An 18,103-nucleotide genomic window follows, 5' to 3' on the forward strand; every position below is an offset into this window, starting at 1 on the left:
CGTCTGATATTTATGAAAACGAGATTATTAACTTACCAACCAGGTAACACTTTTCTTCATCGCACTAATCCTATTGCAAAACTAATTCTTGCTACGAGTGTTGTAATAAGCGTGTTTATTGCTAAACAGTATTCCGCGCTTATTGCGCTTGCAGCTATTATTTTTATTGGTATGGCTTTTACTCGTGTTGTTAAAACATTATCTGGTCTTATTAAAGCTATGCTAATAATTTCTTGCGTAATGTTTTTGCTACAGACTGTTATTGCTCAAAGCGGCAACTATATTTTCTTGTGGTTCACATTGCACGGCATTGATATTGGTGCAAAAGCTGCTTTGAGATTGTTCTGTTTTGCTTTTCCTCTTGTTACCGTACTAACAGTAACTAAATTAAACGATCTTGCAAATGCTGTAGTCCAATATTTGCATATTCCATATTGTTACGCTTTTACTGTAACTACTGCGGTTCGTTTTGTGCCTATTTTTGCGCAAGAAATGTCTCAAATCACAGAAGCTCAAATGGCTCGCGGAGTTGAATACGATAGTAAAAATCCATTTAAAAAATTAAAACTTATGATGCCTCTTATTGTGCCTCTTTTGGTTTCTTCAGTGCGTAAAGCAGATAGTTCTGCACTAGCAGCGGAAGAGCGCGGTTTTTATTTGCGCACACGCAAGTCTTCGTATTACAAATACCCATTCGGATGGCGTGGATTCTTGTCTCTAGTTATTTCTGCACTTATTATTGCTTTACCAATATGCACTTCAATCTTTTTGCCAAATTTAGTATAAAATATTTGTGTAAATCATAAATAAATAAATCATAAATAATTTATGAGGCTTTTGATGAAAAGTGTAAAAATTTGGCTTAAGGGTGCAAGAATTTACACGCTTCCAATAGGCTTAGTTCCTGTTGTTATGGCGTTTGCGGTTTCATTTAGAATGATACGATTTTCGTATTTTGAAGAACCAGTTATGCATCTAGAGCAATGTTTTATACAATTTTTCTTGTGCTGCATGGTTGCTGCGTTTATACAAATCGCCGTCAATTATGCCAATGATTATTGTGACGGATTGAATGGCTTGGATGAGAATCGTAGTTTGCGTGCTTTAAGTAGCAATAATTCAAAACCTTTGTGCGATGTATCTTGGCGCCTTGCAAATGCTGGAATTTCCGCGAAATCTGTGCTTAAAGCCGTAATAATTTCTGCTTTTATTTCTTGTATTTTTGGTTTGATTATTGTTTTGCGAACTGGAATATATTGGTTTATTTTACTTGGAATTGCGTGCTTTGCTGCAGCATGGTTTTATGCAGGAGGTAAACATCCTTACGGTTATAAGGGTTGGGGAGAAGTAAGTGCGTTTGTATTTTTCGGCCCTGTTCCTTTTATTGGTTCGTTATGCGCAATTACATATGGAATTGGTATTCCAGAAACTAGCATATTTATCAATAACAGGCAAAGGATTTTGGCTTGTGTGCTAATATCTTGCATTCCTGGTGCTTATTCGGCTTGCTTAATGATGGTAAACAATCTTCGAGATATTAAAAGCGATAAAGAACATGGAAAAATAACTGCTATGGTTAAAATTGGCGAGCGCAATGGCAGACGTTTATGTGCTGCTATGAGCATTGTTTCTGCTGTTCTTTTGATTGCATATTCTGTTTTGATTATTGCGTTACCTTCAGCAGTGCCGTCAATATGGCGCTTTTATAGTGTTGAAATTTTCCTCAGTTTTAGTGCAATTGTATGCAATTCTTCGTGGCATTTATTTTTTGCTACTTTTCAGTGGATTTTATTGTTAGTTATTATTATTAAAGCCTATAAATTTACTAAATGTGTGCTTATGGGTGACTATAAGGATGCTTTTCCTATGTGCGTTGCTCAGGCAATACTTGGTGCGTTGGCTGTATTATTATCTGCGATTATATAAAATAAGCAAAATAGTGCTAATTGTATGTGCTTGTTCGCGCGTCTTGCAATTCTTATGATATTATTAATTGACACGAACATGGTGCGCATGCGGTATTTTAATGACTTGCAGATTGTGTTATGATGCGCAATTTTCGCTAGTGTTTGTGAGTGTGCCGTTGCGCGAACGCCATGTTAAAGATGCATGGCGATGTTGCCCTGTGAATGTGTGGCAATGAAGTGAGGTTTTGGATATGCCAGGTATGGATGAAAATGAAGGGACAGAGCCAGCAATGCCTGAGGTACTTACTGATGATGAGCTGCGCAAAGCTGCAGATGATGAAGCTGTTCAGCGAGAAGCTAAAGAAAAAAAGGCCAATCATATTCGTACTGTAGTAGTTGCAGAAGATGAATCAGTTAATCGTATGGATTTAGTTGCAATGCTTGAAGATAACGGATATCAAGTTATAGGTCAGGCTGCTAACGGTCAAGAAGCTATTGAGTTGACTCGTGAAAATCATCCAGATGTTGTATGCATGGATGTTAAGATGCCTGTTATGGATGGCATTACTGCCGCTGCAACAATCTGTGATGAGAATATTGCTCCTGTAGTAATGCTCACTGCTTTTTCACAGCCAGATTTAGTAAAACAAGCAACTGGTGCTGGAGCGATGGCGTACGTTACTAAGCCATATGAAGAATCTAAACTTCTTCCTGCTTTGGAAGTTGCTATGGGTCGCTTTAGTGAAATCAACGATTTATTAGATAGTGTTGAGCGTGCAGAAAACAAGTTACACGATGCTGAAGATCAGTTGAAGAAAACAGAAGAAAAGTTGAAGAAAGCTGAAGATACTTTAGAAGAACGTAAGCTTGTAGACCGTGCTAAAGGTCTTCTTATGGATAAGGCTGGATTCTCTGAGCAGGGTGCTTTCCGCTGGATTCAAAAAACTTCTATGGATCAGCGTATCCCTAAGAAGCGTCTTGCAATGGCTATTATTGCAAAGTATAGCGATGATAAAGTAGAATCTTCATCTGAAAATTAGTAGGGTTATATTTATTCATTTTTATATAAGTGCATAGTTATTTATTAGTAATTTACGGAACGTGGGTGAGTAGTCAACAGTGAATACCGACATCGTTGAAGAACATTCTTCGGAACTTAAGAATGAGAAAGGAACGTTGTTGGTTGTCGATGGCCATTCTCTTGCGTTCCGTGCTTTTTTTGCAATATCTGCAGATAATTTTTCTACTCGCTCTGGGCAAGCAACAAATTCCATTTGGGGATTTATTACTATGCTTTCACAGGTTGTAAAAAAAGAGAAGCCTGACCGCTTAGCTATTGCTTTTGACGTTAAAGGTGGAACTTTTAGAAATACTATGCTGCCTCAATATAAAGGTACTCGTGATGCTGCTCCACAGGAGCTTCTTTCGCAGCTTCCTATCATTCAACAGATGCTTAAAGCTCTTGGTGTCACTTATATTGAGAAACCCGGTTATGAAGGTGATGATGTTATTGGCACTCTTGCAGTAATGGGTTCGAATGCCGGTTATAGAACTTTAGTACTTTCTGGCGATCGTGATGCATTCCAACTTATAGATGACAATATTACTGTTTTATATCCAGGACAGCATTTTAAAGACTTAAAAAAAATGGATAAGAATGCTGTTTATGAAAAATATCATGTTACGCCTAAGCAATATCCTGATCTAGCAGCGTTAAGAGGAGAAACTGCAGATAATATTCCAGGAGTTCCAGGTGTTGGAGATGGGTACGCTGCTAAATGGATTAATCAATTCGGCAGCCTAGAAAATATTATTGAACATTCGAATGAGATTAGCGGTAAAAAGGGAGAAGCTTTAAGAGAAAATATTGATCAAGTTCGTTTAAACCGTAAAGTTAATGCTTTAGTTTGCGATTTGGATCTAGGCGTAACTGTAGATGATTTGTGCTTTGGTGATGTTGATGCTGTAAAATTAGGAATCTTGCTGTCTCAACTTGAATTTGGCGAATTAAAAAAGAGAAAGATTCTCAAAACTTTTAGCAACGGTATGCAACAATCTATCGAAAATAATATGCGTATAATGTTTTCGTCTACGTATGAAGGTGACGCTAATAACGATAAGCTAGCTCAAAGTGCTCAATCAAATATTGACGCAGAAAATTTTCAAGAAATGCTAGCAGGCATTGACTTACATCATGTTAAAACTGTAGAGGACTTTATTGATTGGGAGAATTCAGTTTCTTCTTTGCTTTATACAAAAATAAAGAAAGATTCAAAAAATACTGAAGATACTTTTGAAGAATTAAATTCCGAAAAAATTATAAATAATTCTCGTAAATGTGCCGAACCTATACTGAAAAATCAAGAAGTTGTAATATACGCTCATGAGTGCAATAAGAATTCAAAACATCATTTTGAGTTGATTGCAGATTGTTTAATAATTCTTATTGCTAATAAAGCTGCAATATTATATACGACTGATTTGCAATCGTCAGATCAAGCTTTGCTTGAGATGTTACGAAAGTTTTTGCAAAAAAATTCCTCAATAACAGTATTGCATGATTATAAAAAGCATTTGGGATTGCTAAAATCGCTAAAATTATTCGATTCGAATAATTCATTTGGCACTCCACTTCTTGATACTCGATTGGCATCATATTTATTGGAGCCTGATTTTCGAGCTGAAACGTTAGAAAATATGGCTGAACATTATTTAGATATTCAGTCAGATGAAGATAATTTGGGTGAAAATGAAGCTAAGCAGGGTGAGCTTGATCTTCTTATTGACGATGGAATGCCAGCTAGTGAAGAAGAAACTAATGAAAAGCAAACTCAAGCGTGTGAAGCTAAATTCTTAAGAACTACGCTTCTTATTCGTCTTTTGGCTCTTCATTTTGCTTCAACACTTGATGATAGAAAACAAACTGGTTTGATGACTGATTTGGAAATGCCTATTTCGCGAGTTTTGCGTGGCATGGAAGACGTCGGTGCTGCAGTTGATATGCAACGTTTAAGTAGTATGCTTAAGCAATTTTCTGCAGATGCTGAGTTTGCGCAAAATATGGCTTGGAAAGTTGCAGGTAGTTCTGTTAATTTACAAAGCCCTAAGCAGTTGCAACAAATACTTTTTGAGCATTTTGGTCTTAAACCTACTCGTCGCACAAAGAATGGCTCGTACACGACTAATGCCGAAGCTTTGCAAGCTATGTACGTTAAACTCGATCCCGAAGAACCTGCAAGTCAATTCTTGGGTGCTTTACTTAAACATCGCGAAACTAATAAATTGAAACAGATTGTGCAAAGTTTAATTGATGCAGCTCATTATGACGATAGGCGCATCCATACAACTTTTGAGCAGACTATTGCAGCAACTGGTCGTTTAAGTTCTGCTGATCCTAATCTTCAAAATATTCCTAATAGGAATGCTGCTGGTCGTGAAATTCGTGCTGCTTTTATTCCAGGAGAAGAATTTGAATATTTAATGAGTTGTGATTATTCACAAGTTGAGCTTCGTATTATGGCCCATGCATCTCATGATAAAACTCTTATTGAAGCATTCCGTTCCGGCGTAGATTTTCATAAATATGTTGCTAGCTTAGTTTATAAGATTCCTGTTGAACAAGTAAGTCCGGATCAACGTTCTCACGTAAAAGCTATGAGCTATGGATTGGCATATGGATTGAGTACTTATGGGCTGGCAAAACAGCTTTCTATTAGTCCGGCTGAAGCTGAAATGTTAAAAAATAAGTATTTTGATACTTTTGGCAATGTTCATGACTATTTGGAATCTCTTGTGTCGAAGGCAAAAGAACTTGGGTACACAGAAACTATGTTTGGTCGACGTAGGTATTTCCCGCAACTTTCTTCCAATAATCGTGCATCTCGTGAAGCTGCTGAGCGCGGAGCTCTTAATGCTCCAATACAAGGTACTGCCGCAGATATTATGAAACTTGCTATGCTTCGTGTTGATTTGGGATTGCGTGAAGCAAAAGTGCGCAGCCGCGTAATATTGCAAATACATGATGAATTGATTCTGGAAATTTCACATGGTGAGCAAGCGCAGGTAGAAAATATTGTGCGTAAAGCTATGGAAAATGCTGTGCATTTAGACGTTCCTCTTAATGTTTCTACTGGAGTTGGTGTAGATTGGCAACTAGCAGCGCATTAGCACTGCTTAAAGGTAGAAGAAATGATTAGATTAAGCAAAGTAATTGAAGCTATAGAAACATTGTACCCATTAAGCTTTGCTGAAGAGTGGGATGAGCCTGGTCTTATTGTTGGAGACTTGAATTCCCAAATTCAGCGAATCGTATGTGTTAGTGATCCTACGATTAGCGCAGTTGATCGAGCGTTATCAATGGATGCAAACCTATTAGTGACTCATCATCCGCTATTTTTCAAAGCTGTGCATGGAGTTTCAAACGAAACTGTTCGTGGTGAAATTGTGCAGCGCTTAATTAGTAATAATTGTGCGCTATGGGTTGGTCACACTAATGCGGATGTCGCGTGGCGCGGAGTTGCTCATGCTGCGGCAGAGTATTTTGGTCTTCATAATTTGCGTCCAATTGTTGTTTCTAAACAGATTGATTCTGCTGGACGTAACATTGGCTTAGGCAGAATTGGTGTTTTGGATGTGCCAATATCATTGCGTGATTTTGCGCAAAATGTTTTTAACGTTCTTCCTCATACAAAAGTTGGTGTTCAAGTTGCTGGAAATCTTGATGCGAAAGTTAGTACAGTAGCTGTTTTGCCTGGTTCTGGGGAAAGCTTGTTAGATGAAGTTCGCAAGGAAAAAGTTGACGTATATGTTACAAGCGATTTGCGTCATCATCCTGCACTTGATGCAATTGAGCGAGCTAAATATGAATCGAAACTGCGTCTTTCTTCTGGTGAAGATTACATTCAACACACATATCCTATGATTATTAACACTTCTCATAGTGCTATTGAATCATTGTGGTTTACTTATGCGATTAATGATATTGCTGATTGCATAGAAGAAATGTATGGAGAGCGTCCAGAAGTTGCTTGGTTAGGTGAAGCTTGCGATCCATGGAATTACGTTATTAATTGAGGCTTTCATTTAAATTCAATCTTTTTTTAAATAACGTCAACATGACGTGAAAACTACTCGAATATATGAGATACTTATATTATGCATATACGACCAGGTTCCATGTATCCGCTTGGCGCAAACTATGATGGCGCTGGCGTGAATTTTGCGCTGTTTTCCGAAGTTGCAAAGCGCGTTGAATTATGTTTATTTGATGAGCATGATAACGAAACACGTATTGATATGACTGAGCAGAACTCATACGTGTGGCATAACTATGTTTCAGGCATACAGCCTGGTCAGCGTTATGGTTATCGTGTTCACGGACCTTATGATCCTTCTCATGGTTTATGGTGTAATCCTCATAAGTTGTTGCTTGACCCATATGCCAAGGCGATTGAAGGAAATATAGACGGTGATGAGAGTCTTTTCTCGTATTGGTTTGATAATCCAGATGATATTTCAGCAATGAATACTTTAGATTCTGCAGACCATACGATGAAGGCTGCAGTTATTAACCCGTATTTTGACTGGGGTAATGATCAGCATCCTATGATTCCGTATCATGATTCTGTTATTTACGAAGCTCATGTTCGTGGAATGACTAATCTTGATAAACGTGTTCCTCCAGATATTAGAGGCACTTATGCTGGACTTGCACATCCAAGCGTTATTTCTTATTTAAGGAAGCTTGGTGTTACTGCAATAGAATTGATGCCTATTCATCAGTTTGTAAACGATTCTTTCTTGCAAAATAAAGGATTAAGTAACTACTGGGGATACAACACTATTGGTTTCTTCGCTCCTCAAAATTCTTACTCCAGTTCTGGTCAGCGCGGAGAGCAAGTTAACGAATTTAAATCAATGGTTAAGGCATATCATGCTGCAGGTATGGAAGTTATTCTAGACGTGGTTTACAATCACACTGCTGAAGGCAATGATCGTGGTCCTACTTTGAGTTTCCGTGGTATCGATAATCGCGCATATTATCGCCTTGTAGATAATGATCAGCGTCATTATTTTGATACTACCGGTACTGGTAATTCCTTACTTATGCGTTCTCCAAAAGCATTGCGGTTAATCACAGATAGTTTGCGTTATTGGGTAACTGAAATGCATGTTGATGGCTTCCGTTTCGATTTAGCAGCAACTCTTGCGCGTCAGTTCCAAGAAGTAGATAAACTTTCTGCATTCTTTGACATTATTGAGCAGGATCCTATTATTTCAAGTGTAAAACTTATCGCTGAGCCTTGGGATATTGGTGTTGGTGGATATCAAGTTGGTGGATTCCCTCCAAGTTGGTCCGAATGGAATGGAAGATATCGCGATTGTGTCCGCGACTTTTGGCGTTCACAACCATCTACATTACCTGAATTTGCCAGTAGACTTATGGGTAGCTCAGATTTATATGAGCAAAATGGACGAAAGCCTGTAGCTTCCGTGAACTTTATTACAGCTCACGATGGCTTCACTATGAACGATTTAGTTAGCTATAACGAAAAGCATAATGAAGCTAATAAGGAAGGCAATTGCGATGGTGCGAACGACAATCGTTCGTGGAATTGCGGTGTTGAAGGACCTACTAATATTCACGATGTTAATGAATTGCGTGAACGTCAAATACGTAATTTGTTCTCAACTCTTTTGATGAGCCAGGGTATTCCTATGATATGCGCTGGTGATGAAGTCATGCGTACGCAGAAGGGCAATAACAATGCTTATTGTCAAGATAACGCTATTTCGTGGATAAGCTGGGATTATAACGAAACTCAACGAGATATGTTCGATTTCGTTTCCAAGCTTATTCACTTGCGATTAAAGCACCCTGTGTTGCATCGTCGTCGTTTCTTTACGGGTCGTTCTGCTGGAGATGATGTAAGCGATATTCCACAAGTTGAATGGCTTGATCATAACGGTACTGTTATGGATATGGAGGACTGGTCAAATACTCATGCTTTATCTGTGATGATTTATTTGAATGGTTCGGATATTCCAGAAACTGACTGGTATGGAACGAGAATGGTTGATAATGACTTTATTCTTATTTTTAATGCGCATTATGAACCTATTACTTTTACTTTGCCAGATAAACGTTATGGTGAGAAGTGGAAGTTGATTGTGGACACATATAATCCAAAGGGTCCAGAATTGTTATATGAGGCAGGATTTAATATTGTTGCACAATCTCGTAGTTTCTTGCTTCTTATGAGTGAGCATAAACCAGAACATTAAATATTATGCTTTATTTGTAAAGAATTTCGTGACTTGTAAAAACTAAAAGCAGCGCAGAAATTTAAGTTTCTACGCTGCTTTTGTTAGTTTAATTTATCTTTTTGTTCTTATTCTATTTGTGCTTTTGAGCTTCTATTTAATACTAAAGCTTGATTTATTTTTGATTGAAGACGATCGCTTTGCATAGCCGCAACTTGTCGTGAAAATACAATAATCCATCCAAGAAATAGCAGACACGATAATGCTTCAACATTTGTAAGAGTATTATTTCCATGTATCCACTGATTTCCTGCCCACGCAGTAAGAATAACCGCTAAATCGGAAGCAATATAGAATGTGCGAGAAAGCTTAGGCGCAAGCCATGGAAGACATACAAGCATTGTGCAAATTAATCCTGTTACTCCTCGAGCACACAAATCATGTAAGAAAGGATGTGGTGTGTATCTAAAAGTTCCTATTCCAATAAACGATATTCCTCCAAGAATCAGCAAAGCTGCCATAACAGTTGTGCGCATCTTGAAGTGTTTAATTAGTTTTTGGCTATTGTGTTGCAGCATTTCATGCTGCGTTGCAACGAATTCAGTAATAGCAAAGTAGCTCGTTATGATAATGCAAATTCCTGACAAAACAAGTGTTGCATTAAACATACTAGCTGCAAATGTTGTGCGGTCTCCAAGTTGAGAGAAATTATTGTTATACCAGTACGGATCATCTGTCGTAAGACCTGCAGTTGCAGCTCCAGAAATAACGAATAATGGCAGGAGAGAAGCCACTGTTTTAGCTTCGAGAAGTTCAGCCTGAATAAGAGTTGCGTATCCAACAATTCCAGATAATGCTGAGCATAATACTGGTAAATAACTGTTCATTGCTGCTCTGCCAATAATACTATTAATAATAGATAGCAAAGCAAAAGACATAAGAAACATTGTCGCGCCGTAAATCGTAGAAAGTGCTGTTATTTCAAACGCATGCTTAGCTACTCGAATTAAGTGATGGCTGATAACTTTTTTATTTGTACGCAAGTATCCAACAATAAAAGCGCCTACGCTGCACAAAGACACAATAGTTGAAGCTGTAAGGAATAGTCGCTGACTAATTTGCCAAAACGCTGGCATTGTTACCATATACATTCTCATAATAATCATTCCACAAGCTGCGCAAACTATGAATGATATTAAGCCCATTGCCTCTGTTCGCTGGAAGCGTCCCATACTTAGCCCCTTTTTCTTCAAACTAATTCTATTGTATCGTTTGGTAGCTAGTAATGAGTTTTGCTAGTTGAATTTTGTAATGAAGAAAAAATTTTCATAATACGTGTGTCGTAATTTGCATTTGTCTGCAAAGTGCGCTATTGTAATTGATTGTGCTTGGAACTGGTAATCAGTTCAAAAGTCTCGGGGTGTAGCGCAGTTTGGTAGCGCGCCTGCTTTGGGAGCAGGATGTCGCAGGTTCGAATCCTGTCACCCCGACTTTTTATATCTAATGAAATATGCGTATTTTTGCTTTTTATTCTTATTTAGCAGTACATGTTAATCGATAGTATTCATAGTATGAGTGATATTAACGATATTGCAGATTGCACTACTCCTTGGAAAGCACCGTATGCTAATCATCAATTAAAAGCTTATATTGAGGTTCCTGGCAGTAAATCTTTGTCGAATCGTTATTTAATTTTGGCAGCTTTGGGCACAAAATCAGTAGTTTTACAAGGATTATTGCGCTCGCGCGACACGGATCTTATGATTAACGCTTTATCTACATTTGGCGTTAGATGTGAGTCATTAAATGAAGATGGAACTAAGCTTCGTGTAATTCCTCCAGAAGACGGAGTTTTTAGAGTTCCAGATAATGCTGAAGTGTATTGCGGTTTAGCTGGAACTGTAATGCGTTTCGTTGCAGCTTTAGCTTTATTTGCAAATAAAGCTGTGCGATTTGATGGCGATAAGCAAGCTTATGCTCGTCCTATGAAGCCAGTTCTTGACGGTTTAGAGCAGCTTGGTGCTCGCGTAAAATATCACGAAGAAGAGGGTTTTTTACCTTTTACTATTACGCCACCTTCAGTCGAATTTAAAATAAATAATTTTTCTGAAAAAATCGTGCAAATTGATTCTTCTTCATCATCACAATTTATTTCTGCGCTGCTTCTGATTGGTTCACGTATTCCTGGTGGATTAGAGCTTAAACATATTGGTGACACATTGCCAAGTATGCCACATATTCGCATGACTATGGACGATATTTGCAAAGCGGGTGGGTCTGTAAATATGACTAGCAACGCAATGTGGCATGTTAAAGAGAGTAAAATAAATCTAGCTAACGTTGTTACTATAGAGCCTGATCTTTCTAATGCTGCGCCATTTTTAGGAGCATCATTGATTGCTGGAGGAAGTGTCAGTATACCTAATTGGCCGTTTTCTTCAACTCAACCTGGAGGATTGCTTCCTGGAATATTAGAAAAAATGTGTGCAAAAGTTAATTTTGAAAAAACAGGTGATGATGCTGGAATAATGCATGTGGAAAGCGATAGTGCGATTAAAGCAATTCCATATCTTGATTTGAGTGCAGCAGGGGAGATTGCTCCTAGTATTGCAGCTATTCTTGCTTTTGCGGACGGTCCAAGTGAACTTCATGGTATCGCGCATTTGAGAGGGCATGAAACGAATCGTTTGCAAGCGTTAGTTAATGAATTGAATCGAGTTGGGATTGGCGCTAAAGAGCTCGAAGATGGAATTCGTATTGAGCCAAGTAACCATATGCATGGGGAAGTAATGGAAACTTATGCGGATCACAGAATGGCAACTTTTGCTGCAATGCTTGGATTGCGCATAGAAAATATAAGAATCAAAAATATTTCTACTACTCGCAAAACGATTCCTGATTTTCCAGGCATGTGGCATAAAATGCTTGAATAACAAATAATCCCGAGCCTTTTTGACCCGGGATTATTCATATTTATTTATTTTGTTCTACGCAGTTAAGCGCAAACAATTTAGTGCTCAAACTTGTTGCCGTAGCTATCTTCACCAGCTTCAGCAATAGCTGCAGCCTTGCGCGCAATAGCCAACTCTTCGTTCGTTGGAATCACAGCAATAATCACAGAGCTGTCTGGAGTGGAAATAACGCGTGGCTCCTTAGAACGAACCAAATTCTTTTCCTTATCGAGCTTAACGCCGAATGGCTCAAGCTTTTCGCATACGCGAGCGCGTACAATTTCGTCGTTTTCGCCGACACCAGCTGTGAAGGTAATGACATCAACGCCGCCCATTTGAGCAGTATAGTTGCCAATATAACCAACAATGCGGTGCACGTATACGCCGAGAGCGAGCTTAGCGTTTTCATCGCCTTCTGCGATGAGCTTGTGAATATCACGCAAATCGCCATGACCAGTCATACCCATCATGCCTGAACGCTTGTTGAAGAGAGTATCAAGTTCGTCCACGTTCATGTGAGCGTTGCGAATAAGGTGGAAGACTACAGCTGGGTCAATATCGCCAGTGCGACCGCCCATCATTAAGCCTTCGAGTGGGGTTAAGCCCATAGAAGTTTCAACTGGCTTACCAGAAATCTGAGCAGAAGCAGAAGCACCGTTACCAATGTGCAAAACAATCTGCTTCAAACCTTCTGCAGGCTTACCTACAACGCTTGGAACAACAGAGCCAATGTATTCGTGAGAAGTGCCGTGAGCACCGTAACGACGAATATGATAGCGGTCTGCAATTTCCTTATTCAAAGCATAAGTTGCTGCAACCTGTGGCAAAGCATGGAAGAAGGAAGAATCGAATACCATAATTTGTGGAACATCTGGCAAAAGTTCAGTCATGACTTCAGCGCCAACAGCTTCTGGGCCGTTGTGAAGTGGAGCCAAAACTGCCAAATCCTTAACCTTATTGATTGTCTTTTCATTGACTAATGCAGGCTTAGGGAATGTTAAGCCACCCTGAACAACGCGGTGACCGACAGCAACAATGCCAGACTCTGAAAGCTTTGGACCATATTCTTCGAAGAATCCAAGTACGCGCTTCAAGCCCTGCTCGTGGTCGTGAACTGGCTCATCGAACTCATGCTTTTCGCCATTGAATACGTGCTTGTAGTGTCCGTCAACTGGCTCGCCAATCTTCTCAACGATGCCGGAAGCGATACCTTCACCGCTTTCCAAGTCAACGAGCTGATACTTAATCGAACTGGAACCAGAATTGATAACAAGAACGGTTTTTGCCATGTGGGCATCCTCCATAAGTATTGATAAGGCTTATAAATTGCCACGCTCTAGTTTAGCGTTAAGTTCCTACAAACTTAAAGATATTGAGTGCAATGCAATACCTAAAAATCGTGTATGCACTGTGGTGCTGTTTTAGGAGCTTTATTATGTTTATTCTGATTGTGCTTCTAACGCGGTTAAAGCAACGGTATTAATAATATCTTGTACTAAAGCTCCTCTAGACAAATCATTTACAGGCTTATTTAATCCTTGCAAAATTGGACCAACAGCCAGTGCTCCGCTAGAGCGTTGCACGGCTTTATAAGCGATATTTCCTGCGCATAAATCAGGGAATACAAATACATTCACATGACCAGCAATACTATTATTTTTTGCTTTTGCTGCAGCAACTGTAGGAGACCATGCTGCATCAAACTGTATAGATCCAACAATTGCTAAATCAGGTGCTTTTTCTTTCGCAATGCGTGTTGCTTCCTCTACAGTATCAACATCTGGCCCTTTTCCTGAACCAAGCGTTGAATAGGATAGCATTCCAACTTTAGGGTTGAGTCCGAAAGTCTCAGCAGTGTGTGCAGACTGAATAGCAATATCAGCAAGCTGTTCTGCACTAGGATTTGGGTTGATTGCACAATCTGCAAATACAGATACGTGATCTTTGAAGCACATAAGAAATGCTCCAGAAACCAGCTTAGAACCAGGCTTAGTTTTGATAACTTGAAGAGCAGGACGTACAGTGTTAGCGGTTGAATTAACTGAACCAGAAACAAGACCGTCTGCTTGACCTAGTACTACTAGCATGGTGCCGAAGTAGCTTGCATCTGTTAATTGTTCACGCGCTTGCTTTTCTGTCATTCCTTTCTTTGCTCTTAATTCGCAAAGTTTTGTAATCATATGGCTTAGCATTGCTTCATCGTGCATAGATTGGAAACTAGCTTTGCAAAGAGAATTGAGATTTAGTTCTTCTGCTCGAGCAAGAATAGATTCGCGTTCTCCAATGATAATTAGATTTACAATATCACGTTCTAGCAAATAGTTTGCTGCTTTAAGAATACGATCTTCTTCTCCTTCCGGAAGAACTATAGTTTTCTTATTTTCTTTTGCTTTCCCTAATAAACTGTATTGGAAAGCATAAGGTGTAGTTGGAACTTTAAATGGTTGGTGGAGAGCATTAAGAACATCATTTTCTCGAACGCAATTTACGAATGTTTCTAATGAAGAATTTTTAGTTTCTTCATCTATTGATGGCAAAACCCATAATGGAGTTTGGCTTACTCGGGATGCTTCGTCGTTTGAGTTTGCATAATTCCTAGAGCTATAGTCACGCATTAACTCAGCTCCAAGTTCTGGATCGCAGTTTGTAACAAATACTCCTAAAACTTGTGTGCATGATTTAAGAACACAAGCATTTGCAGAATCTATAGTTTGTAAAATTTGTTGTGAGTTTCTGCCTTGAGCTGAAACTGTGAGAAAAACAGGTGATGCCAAGTCAGCTGCAACAGTTGCGTCGAAAGAAAACAGTTCTGGATCATATGCTGGGTTTGCGTCACTAGAAACAATAATAGAAGCTTGAGCAGAGGTGGATTGCAACAATTCGTTATAGCGCGCAACGATATCTCCTCGCACTGTGTCTTTATTTGTTCTAACTATTTCTGGAGTTGTTGCAATAACTTGCTCTAATTTCGTTGAAGTATTTGTGATACCCAAAAGTTGCTTAGTAAAAGTGTCGTTTGGTTGAGCGCATGGACGAAAAACAGTAGTGCTGTAGTTATTAGACAGAATATGTGTTATTCCGAATGCAACAGCATTTCTGCCGTACATATCTTCGTTGCCGATAATTGTTACATTAATATGCGACACGATGCGTTCTCCTTTGATACTTCGTGTTACTGCTAGGTTTATATTGTTAATGTAAGTTTTGCATTTTGCAATATAAACAAACTTTTTCTATTGTACGGCTTATCTATGTTGTACACGCACAAAATAGTAATTATAAATGTAATTTATTTTGCGTATAACTAGTTTTATTGCATTGTTTGTTTTAATACACAAAACGGGAGCCAATCTTTCGATTGACTCCCGAAATGTTTTAGCTAACCAGTTTTAACTTTATCAGCTTAAAACTACTCGTTATCGCCTGCGGTTGCAGCGGTAGCGGTGACAGCGCCTGGCTTGTCGGTCTTAACGCCTGGCCATACCCAATCGGTGTAGTCTGGGTGATCAAGACCCTTGTCGACTGCATACTGGAAGGCTTCGAGGCGGAAGTCCTCGAGCTTCTTGATTTCGTCGGCATACTTAGCGGCGTCAACCATGCGCAATGCTTCAGCGGTAAGCTCGTAACGATCCATGTCGTTCACACGAACCATATCGTATGGCGTTGTGGTGGAGCCCTGCTCCTTGTAGCCATGAACGTTGAAGTTATCGTGGTTTGGACGATCATAAATCAAGCCGCGAACGTCATGTGCATAGGAGTGATAAGCGAAGAGGACTGGCTTGTCAGCAGTGAAGAGCTCAGTGAACTCTTCGTCAGTCAAAGCTTCGTTGTTTTCCTTAGCGGACTGCAACTTGAGCAAGTCAACAACGTTAACAACCTTGAACTTAACGCCAAGCTTGTTCAACTTGTCGGCAGCTGCCATCAATTCCTGCTGTGGAACATCGCCAACACCAGCGAGAACAACCTGAACTTCGTCATTGTTCTTAGCGTTGGAAGCCCACTTCCACTCAGCAGCACCCTTCTCGAGCTCTTCGCGAGCTTCGTCGAGAGTCAACCAAGTAGCAGCTGGCTGCTTACCAGCGAAGATAGCATTAATCATGTTGGTGGACTTGTAAGCCTTTTCAGCAACAGCAAGCAACATGTTGGAATCTACTGGGAAGTAAATGCCGATTACGTGATCGTTGTTGAAGGTCTTGTTCAAGAGCACGGAGGTTACGCCTGGATCCTGGTGCGAGAAGCCGTTGTGATCCTGACGCCATACGTGAGAGGACACCAACAAGTTCACAGAGGAGATTGGCTTACGCCATGGGATCTCACGAACGGTAGCCTCAAGCCACTTTGCGTGCTGGTTCAACATGGAGTCGATAACGTGTACGAAGGACTCGTAGGAGCTCCAGATGCCGTGACGACCGGTGAGCAAGTAACCTTCGAGGAAGCCTTCCATCTGATGCTCGGAAAGCTGCTCGGTGACCTGACCGGTAACAGCCATGTGCTCATCGACTAAGCCGGAGAGATAGCCAGCATCCCACTGCTTGTTGGTTACTTCGTAAGCAGCCTGCAAACGGTTGGAAGCAGTCTCATCTGGTCCGAAGATACGGAAGGAATCTGGGTTGTTCTTGATGATGTCACGAGTGTAAACACCAAGACGACGGGTAGCTTCGAGCTGACCCCAGCCGTGACCGAATTCCTTAACTTCCTTGACTTCGTAATCTTCAAGCTTTGGAAGCTTCAAGTCTTCACGAATACGACCACCATTGGCGTTTGGATTTTCGCCAATACGGAGTTCGCCCTTTGGCATGAAGGAAAGAACGTCTTCCTTAACAGCACCCTTTTCATCGAAGAGCTCTTCAGGCTTGTAGGACTTCATCCAGTTCTTCAAAACCTCGAAGTGAGCTTCGGTATCGCGAGCAGATGCCAGTGGCACCTGGTGTGCACGCCAAGAACCTTCGGTCTTCTTGCCATCGATGAACTTCGGGCAAGTCCAACCCTTTGGAGTGCGGAAGATAATCATTGGGTAGTAAGGACGAGTTACATCGTTAGTTTGAGCCTCAGCCTTAATATCGCAAATTTCATCGAAGATAGTTTCGAACATGTCAGCGAAGCGACGGTGGATGGACATATGATCCTCATCGTCGAAGCCAGCAACGAACTCGTATGGTTCGTAACCCATGCCATGGAAGAACTCATGAAGCTCTTCATCGGAAATACGGGAAAGAATTGTTGGGTTAGCGATCTTATAGCCATTCAAGTGCAAGATTGGAAGCACGATACCATCGGTACGTGGGTTCACAAGCTTGTTGGACTGCCAACCGGTAGCCAAAGGACCGGTCTCAGCTTCACCATCGCCAACGATTGCTGGAACGAACAAGCTTGGGTTGTTCATAACAGCGCCGTAAGCGTGGGAGAGTGCATAACCAAGCTCGCCACCTTCGTGGATGGAGCCTGGGGTTTCAGGAGCGAAGTGAGAAGGAATACCGCCCGGGTAAGAGAACTGGCGGAAGAACTTCTGCAAACCAGCTTCGTCCTTTGTAATCTTTGGATAGTACTCAGTGTAAGTACCGTCGAGGTAAGACTGAGCAGTACCAGCTGGGCCGCCGTGACCCGGACCCATGATAATCACGGTGTTCTGCTGGTGATCAGCGATAAAACGATTGATGTGGCCGATAAGGAAGTTAAGACCTGGAGTGGTGCCCCAGTGGCCCACCAGACGATGCTTAACGTCTTCGCGAGTGAACGGCTCCTTCATTAGAGGGTTGCTGCGAAGATAAATTTGGCCAATTGCAAGATAGTTGGCAACGCGCCAGTACTTGTCTACGCCTTCGATAGCTGCCTCGGAAACTGGAGCGTTGAGCTTCTTCCAAGGTGTGCCAATAACAGGACTCGTCATGTGTACTCCTGTACTCAAGCACTTTTCAGTGCAATTTGATCATTACCATTTGGTTATAGAGACTGGAAAACAAATGTATTACAGCTCTTTTTCCA

The 18,103-nt window shown here is 40.5% G+C and carries 11 protein-coding genes and 1 tRNA gene; 8 read left to right on the forward strand and 4 right to left on the reverse strand.

Annotated elements, in window-relative coordinates:
• Positions 1-12: 12 nt before the first annotated feature.
• From HXT57_RS02775 to glgX, 6 genes are all read left to right on the forward strand, one after another.
• The gene (locus tag HXT57_RS02775) at positions 13-786 is read left to right on the forward strand and encodes an energy-coupling factor transporter transmembrane component T family protein (RefSeq protein WP_012914060.1); all 774 of its coding nucleotides are present in this window, start codon (positions 13-15) and stop codon (positions 784-786) included.
• A gap of 54 nt (positions 787-840) precedes the next feature.
• A complete protein-coding gene (menA, locus tag HXT57_RS02780; RefSeq protein ID WP_033888750.1) occupies positions 841-1,926 on the forward strand; it encodes a 1,4-dihydroxy-2-naphthoate octaprenyltransferase in 1,086 nt (361 codons plus the stop codon).
• A gap of 232 nt (positions 1,927-2,158) precedes the next feature.
• Positions 2,159-2,947 (forward strand): ANTAR domain-containing response regulator, encoded by a 789-nt coding sequence (locus tag HXT57_RS02785; protein WP_421783690.1) that lies wholly within the window; start codon positions 2,159-2,161, stop codon positions 2,945-2,947.
• A 79-nt stretch (positions 2,948-3,026) separates the two neighbouring features.
• Positions 3,027-6,074 (forward strand): DNA polymerase I, encoded by a 3,048-nt coding sequence (gene polA, locus HXT57_RS02790; protein ID WP_004111328.1) that lies wholly within the window; start codon positions 3,027-3,029, stop codon positions 6,072-6,074.
• 21 nt (positions 6,075-6,095) lie between these two features.
• Positions 6,096-6,980 carry a Nif3-like dinuclear metal center hexameric protein gene (locus tag HXT57_RS02795; protein ID WP_004111331.1) on the forward strand — a complete coding sequence of 295 codons (885 nt, stop codon included), beginning with the start codon at positions 6,096-6,098 and terminating at the stop codon, positions 6,978-6,980.
• An 81-nt stretch (positions 6,981-7,061) separates the two neighbouring features.
• Positions 7,062-9,191, forward strand: coding sequence for a glycogen debranching protein GlgX (glgX, locus tag HXT57_RS02800; protein ID WP_012914065.1), 2,130 nt, complete (start codon positions 7,062-7,064; stop codon positions 9,189-9,191).
• A 107-nt stretch (positions 9,192-9,298) separates the two neighbouring features.
• Here glgX and HXT57_RS02805 read toward each other — a convergent pair whose 3' ends face one another.
• Positions 9,299-10,402 carry a hypothetical protein gene (locus HXT57_RS02805; protein WP_004111335.1) on the reverse strand — a complete coding sequence of 368 codons (1,104 nt, stop codon included), beginning with the start codon at positions 10,400-10,402 and terminating at the stop codon, positions 9,299-9,301.
• Positions 10,403-10,586: 184 nt separating this feature from the next.
• Here HXT57_RS02805 and HXT57_RS02810 point away from each other — a divergent pair.
• A tRNA-Pro gene (locus tag HXT57_RS02810) sits at positions 10,587-10,660 on the forward strand.
• Positions 10,661-10,741: 81 nt separating this feature from the next.
• On the forward strand, positions 10,742-12,103 hold the full coding sequence (gene aroA / locus HXT57_RS02815) for a 3-phosphoshikimate 1-carboxyvinyltransferase (RefSeq protein WP_033888764.1): 1,362 nt from the start codon (positions 10,742-10,744) through the stop codon (positions 12,101-12,103).
• A gap of 77 nt (positions 12,104-12,180) precedes the next feature.
• Here the strand turns inward: aroA and HXT57_RS02820 are convergent, their stop codons facing one another.
• The 3 genes from HXT57_RS02820 to HXT57_RS02830 all read right to left on the reverse strand — a co-directional run bounded on the left by HXT57_RS02820 (position 12,181) and on the right by HXT57_RS02830 (position 18,008).
• A complete protein-coding gene (locus tag HXT57_RS02820; RefSeq protein WP_285089452.1) occupies positions 12,181-13,410 on the reverse strand; it encodes an acetate/propionate family kinase in 1,230 nt (409 codons plus the stop codon).
• A gap of 150 nt (positions 13,411-13,560) precedes the next feature.
• A complete protein-coding gene (gene pta / locus HXT57_RS02825) occupies positions 13,561-15,267 on the reverse strand; it encodes a phosphate acetyltransferase (protein ID WP_102703028.1) in 1,707 nt (568 codons plus the stop codon).
• Between the two features lie 263 nt (positions 15,268-15,530).
• Complete coding sequence (locus tag HXT57_RS02830; RefSeq protein WP_004111342.1) at positions 15,531-18,008, reverse strand: phosphoketolase; 2,478 nt, start codon at positions 18,006-18,008, stop codon at positions 15,531-15,533.
• Positions 18,009-18,103: the final 95 nt, after the last annotated feature.

Origin of the sequence: Gardnerella sp. KA00771 (assembly GCF_049244045.1) — a bacterium.
Lineage (GTDB): Bacteria > Actinomycetota > Actinomycetes > Actinomycetales > Bifidobacteriaceae > Bifidobacterium > Bifidobacterium swidsinskii.